Source organism: Microcystis sp. M109S1 (assembly GCF_020247025.1).
In the GTDB taxonomy this organism is placed as follows: Bacteria; Cyanobacteriota; Cyanobacteriia; order Cyanobacteriales; family Microcystaceae; genus Microcystis.
The window spans coordinates 1-5,363 of record NZ_JADBRW010000090.1; the positions used below are offsets into that span (position 1 = coordinate 1).

Annotated in this window: 6 protein-coding genes; 5 read left to right on the forward strand and 1 reads right to left on the reverse strand. The window is 40.8% G+C overall.

Features of this window, described 5'->3' with window-relative positions; genetic code table 11:
• Positions 1-133 precede the first annotated feature (133 nt).
• Positions 134-508, reverse strand: a complete 375-nt coding sequence (locus IM322_RS04415; RefSeq protein ID WP_170915463.1) for a four helix bundle protein — start codon at positions 506-508, stop codon at positions 134-136.
• Positions 509-662: 154 nt separating this feature from the next.
• Here IM322_RS04415 and hisIE point away from each other — a divergent pair, with 154 nt between their 5' ends.
• From hisIE to IM322_RS04440, 5 genes are all read left to right on the forward strand, one after another.
• Entirely contained in the window at positions 663-1,298 is a 636-nt protein-coding gene (gene hisIE, locus IM322_RS04420; RefSeq protein ID WP_002786821.1) for a bifunctional phosphoribosyl-AMP cyclohydrolase/phosphoribosyl-ATP diphosphatase HisIE, read from the forward strand.
• A 156-nt stretch (positions 1,299-1,454) separates the two neighbouring features.
• On the forward strand, positions 1,455-1,604 hold the full coding sequence (locus tag IM322_RS04425) for a hypothetical protein (protein WP_287672015.1): 150 nt from the start codon (positions 1,455-1,457) through the stop codon (positions 1,602-1,604).
• 58 nt (positions 1,605-1,662) lie between these two features.
• On the forward strand, positions 1,663-3,048 hold the full coding sequence (locus IM322_RS04430) for a dihydrolipoyl dehydrogenase family protein (RefSeq protein ID WP_287672013.1): 1,386 nt from the start codon (positions 1,663-1,665) through the stop codon (positions 3,046-3,048).
• Positions 3,049-3,073: 25 nt separating this feature from the next.
• Complete coding sequence (gene tmk / locus IM322_RS04435) at positions 3,074-3,697, forward strand: dTMP kinase (RefSeq protein WP_287672012.1); 624 nt, start codon at positions 3,074-3,076, stop codon at positions 3,695-3,697.
• 4 nt (positions 3,698-3,701) lie between these two features.
• Positions 3,702-5,195: a thymidylate synthase gene (locus tag IM322_RS04440; protein WP_287672011.1), complete on the forward strand. Its 1,494-nt coding sequence runs from the start codon at positions 3,702-3,704 to the stop codon at positions 5,193-5,195.
• Positions 5,196-5,363: the final 168 nt, after the last annotated feature.

Consider the following 5,363-nt stretch of genomic DNA (forward strand, 5'->3'; position numbering starts at 1 on the left):
GGGATAGGGGATAGGGGATAGGGGATAGGGGATAGGGGATAGGGGATAGGGGATAGGGGATAGGGGATAGGGGATAGGGGATAGGGGATAGGGGATAGGGGATAGGGGATAGGGGATAAGAAACACCCAACCACTAATTTCCACCAACCCCCGCTTCCAGAGAACGAATTAAGGCCGATAACAACCGACCCACTGATTCACATTGGTTAAGAAGGGGTTCAATCGTATCCGATGGGTTCAATCGGACTCTTTTTGATAACAGTAGATGGGTTTCTAATTCTCTAAGAGAACCTTGGGCTATGTAGAGAAACTGTAGGTATTCTTTGCGGGTTTTTCTGCCATGACCCTCGGCAATATTAGCAGGAATAGAAGCGGAAGCCCTGCGAATTTGAGAAATCATCCCGTAGGTTTCTTCTTTGGGGAAATTGCGAGTGGCTAAATAGCATTTTTCTGCCAAATCCATTCCTGTTTGCCAAACTTGTAAGTCTCGATAGGATTGTATTCTCATCAATTTCTCAGCAATTTTTTTATTATTCAACCATTAAATCCCAACCCCCATCCCCTATCCCCCAACCCCCAACCCCTAACCCCCAAGACCCCATGGCTATATAATTAAGCTTTGGGTAATTTGTCCCACCATAATTCTTGACCGCGAAAAACTGATGTCTTCTTTACTCTCCGCTATTCCCCTCGACGCGATCGCTTATAATCCCCAGGGTTTAGTACCAGCGATCGCCCAAGACTATCTTGATGCTACAGTGTTAATGATGGCCTGGATGAATCGGGAATCCCTCGAAAAAACCCTCACCACTGGGGAAGCATGGTATTGGAGTCGTTCCCGTCAAGAATTGTGGCACAAAGGAGCCACCTCGGGCCATATCCAAAAAGTGCGTCAAATTCGCTACGATTGCGATAGTGATGCCATCTTGCTGACTATTGAGCAAATCGGTGATATCGCCTGTCATACCGGCGAAAGAAGCTGTTTTCACCAAGTAAATTGGCAAAAATCACCGCCAGCGGCCGATACTCTCTCGGAATTGTTTAAGGTAATTTGCGATCGCAGAGACGCTCCTCATCCGGAATCCTACACCTGTAAACTCTTGGCCGGAGGAGATAACAAAATTCTCAAGAAAATCGGCGAAGAATCGGCAGAAGTGGTCATGGCCTGCAAAGATAATGATGGCGATGCTATTGCCGCAGAAGTGGCCGATCTTTTTTATCATACCCTCGTCGCTCTCGCCTATCATCAAGTCCCCCTGCGAGATGTCTATAAAAAACTGCAAGACCGGCGCCGGTAATCAGTTATCAGTTATCAGTAATCAGTTATCAGTTATCAGATTTGAGTTTTAAGTGGGTGGGTGGAATTAAATATAAGATGAACGTAGGTTGGGTTGAAGCATGAAACCCAACGCCCGATTATGTTACGCTACCGCTAACCCATCCTACAAATAATTGTGCCTCCCTACTTAAGTGTTAAGTTTCCGATTCCTGAATACCGTCTCCTGATTCCTGAATACCGTCTCCTGATTCCTGAATACTGTCTCCTGATTCCTGAATACTGTCTCCTGATTCCTGAATACTGTCTCCTGACTCCTGTCTCCTGATGACCGACTCCTGACTCCTGACTCCTGATGACCGACTCCTGACTCCTACTTTATATTTGTGGTTTACGACTTAGTAATTATCGGTGCCAATCCTGCTGGGATAGAAGCGGCTTTGTTGGCTGTTCACCTCAAAAAAAGGGTGGCTTTAGTGCAACAGCCTTCTAGCGGCAATTTAGAGGCATCTGAGGACATTTTTAGCAAGGGGTGCAGCCAAATTATCCATCTCTATAAACTGCTGAATCATTGGCAAGAAACGGCCATTTATCCCCAATGGCAACGGTTGCGGGAATGGTTAGAGGAAGTAGATAAAAGTATTAATAAACATCATTCTTTGGCGAGATTAGCCACGGAAGGAATAGATGTTATCTTGGGTGGGGGGGAATTTGTCCGGCTGCCGCGTTTAGGATTCGTGGTTAACGGTCGGCAATTGTTGGCTAAACACTATCTTATCGCTACTGGTTTTTATCCGCAAGTACCGAGAATTTTCGGCTTAGATGAGGTTAATTATTTTACTGCTCAGACCCTTTGGCAAGAGCCAAATTTAGACAATTTAGGACAACATTTAGCGATTATTGGCAACAGCAGCATGGCTGTGAGTTTGGCACAAATTCTCCGACGTTTAGGGAAAGAAATTAGCTTAATTATCGAGGATAATTATCTACTGCCGGATATTGATCGGGAAATCTCCCATTTAGTTACTGCCATTTTAGAAGCGGAAGGAATTAAGATTTTATCCGGCTATTGTCCTAGTCAAGTGAAAGCGATCGAGGGTCAAAAATGGTTACAATTAGGCAATCGTGTTATCGAAGTTGATGATATGATTTTTGCTGGTAATTATCAAGTCAATGAACAGGGATTAAATTTGGCCGGGGTGGGAGTTAAACTAGAGCAAGGATTAATTAGGGTTAATCGGCAATTACAAACTGATAATTCCCGCATTTATGCCCTAAATTTGCTCAGAAATAATTATCCAGATACTACTTTAAATCACCGGGCCGCTTTTGGGTTAGTCAAGCATCTGCTCACGGGAGAAAAATTTAACTTTAATCCGGAGCAAATTCCCTCATTTATTGCTTTCGATCCTGCTATTGCTTGGGTGGGTTTAACTAGAAAAGCAGCCGAGGACAGCTATGGTGAGGAGGTAAAGATGATCAACTATCCCATCAAAAATATAGTCCCACAGCAAATCTGGGGGGAAACCACGGGATTTTGTCAATTAATCTACCGACAAGATGGTAAAATACTGGGAGCGCAAATAGTCGGTAATCAAGCAGCAGAAATGATTAGTATCATCAGTTTAGCTTTACAAGAAAATTTAACTATACAATCCCTCAATAAAAATATTTATGCTTGGGGAAGTATGGGAGAGATTATCGGAGAAATGACACAATTAATACCCCATAAAAAATCTTGGTTAACTTGGCTAAAACAATTATTCAGATAATTAGAGCGAGAAAGAAGATTAAATTATGAAACCGAAATTTATTGTCTTTGAAGGTATTGATGGTTCTGGAACAAGTACCCAAGCAAAACTCTTACAAGAATATTTTTTAAAGCGAGGGGAAAAAGCAGTTTTAAGTCCGGAACCTTCCGAGGGAGTCATCGGTCGTTTGATTCGAGAAATAATGCAAACTAATCTTATTTCTATCAAAGATCAAAATAAATTTGACCAACAAATGGCCTATCTATTTGCAGCTGATCGCCATGATCACTTATATAATGATCACGATGGCGTTTTTAAACTTATTCACCAAGAACAAACCCATGTGATCACTACTCGTTATTATTTTTCTTCTTTGGCCTACAATTGCAATAATCCCGAAGAATTGGCTTTTGTTCAGCAGTTAAATCAACATTTTCCCAATCCAGATTTAGTCATTTATATCGATGTTATTCCTGATATTTCTCTAGCAAGAATTAAAAACAGAGCCATCACAGAAGTGTACGAAAAACAAGAAAAATTAATGAAAGTTCGTCAGATGTTTGTCGAGATATTTAAAGAATATGAAGATAATTGTTTACAACTGGATGGCAGTGATACAATAGAACAGCTTCACCGAAATATTATTAATTATCTTGAACGATTAATTTAAATCCATGCTTAGTACAGAAACCACCCCTAAATTCACCTACCAACCCCACTATAAACCCAATCAATTAATCTGCGGTCACGGACAAACAGCAATTATCACCGGATGGACAGTAAAACAGTCCCTTGCTAAACATTTAAATCCCGACCAATATGCGGTAATTGGTAATCTTTATAGTCCCACCAGAGGAATTAGTCCCCTGCTGAGAAACTTAATAGCAAATCCCCACGTTAGATACTTAGTTATTCTCAACGCGACTAAGGAAGATAAGAACTCCGGTAGCTGTCAATGTTTGCTAGATTTTTTTAGTCAAGGATTCCAGTTAGGAAAAAGTGACACAGGTAAAGAATGTTGGGTAATTAATTCTCTTATCAGGGGATACATTGACAAAGAAATTGACCGAGAAATTCTCGAAAAATTGCGTCAATCAATTCAATATCAACCAGTTAAATCTATCCCAGAAGTGATTGAAACTGTCCAAAGTTATGCAAAACAATCCCCGTTACCAACTTGGGGAGAACCATTAACCTTTCCTATCTCAGAAAATCTTCCTTCTCTCCTACCCGGTACAAGATACGGTCATCGCATTGAAGGAAAAACTATTGCCGAAACTTGGGTAAAAATTCTCCAAAAGATTAAAACCACCGGCACAATTAGACCGACAGGATATGATGGTAAATGGCAAGAATTAATCGACCTAATGGCAATTGTCACCGATGAACCCCGAGACTTTTATTTTCCTGAACCTAATTATTTGCCTATAGATAGAGCTTTTCTTACCGAATATATCGGACAAATTCTCGATGATTCCCCTATACACCAAGGAGTTAAATACACCTACGGTCAAAGATTGCGCTCTTGGTTTGGACGGGATCAAATTACACAGGTTATTAATAAATTAATCTCAGAAATTGACGCTGCCAGTGCAGTTATGTCCCTCTGGGATGTGAAAGACCACGAAAAGGGAGGTAGTCCCTGTTTAAATCATATTTGGGTGCGAGTGGTGGAAAATGAATTATCTCTCACCGCAATATTTAGAAGTAATGATATGTTTGCCGCTTGGCCGGCAAATGCCATGGGATTGCGCGCTTTACAGCAACATATTTGCCAAGAAATCAATCAACGCTCCCAGTATAATTTAACCTTAGGTCCATTGATTACTATTAGTCAATCGGCCCATATATACGATGATACTTGGGAGAATGTCGAACGATTAATCGCCACCCAGTACGATAAAATTGTCAATCAGCGTGATTTTTTTGACCCTAGCGGTAACTTTTTGATTTCTCTAGAATCAGAACAAATTATTGTCCAACAAACTACTCCCGGCAGTGGGGAAATTGTTGCTTGTTATCAAGGCAAAAATCCCCTCAAATTAATCCGCGAGCTTGCAACAACTAATCCCGCAATTATTCCCGAACATATCGGTTATCTGGGAATCGAGTTACAAAAGGCATACAATTGCCTCAAAAATAATCAACCATATATGCAAGACCAGTAGGAAGTGGGAAGTTTCAGTGAACAGTAAACAGTGAACAGTAATCAGTAAACAGTGAACTGATAACTGATAACTGATAACTGATAACTGATAACTGATAACTGATAACTGATAACTGATAACTGATAACTGATAACTGATAACTGATAACTGATAACTGATAACTGATAA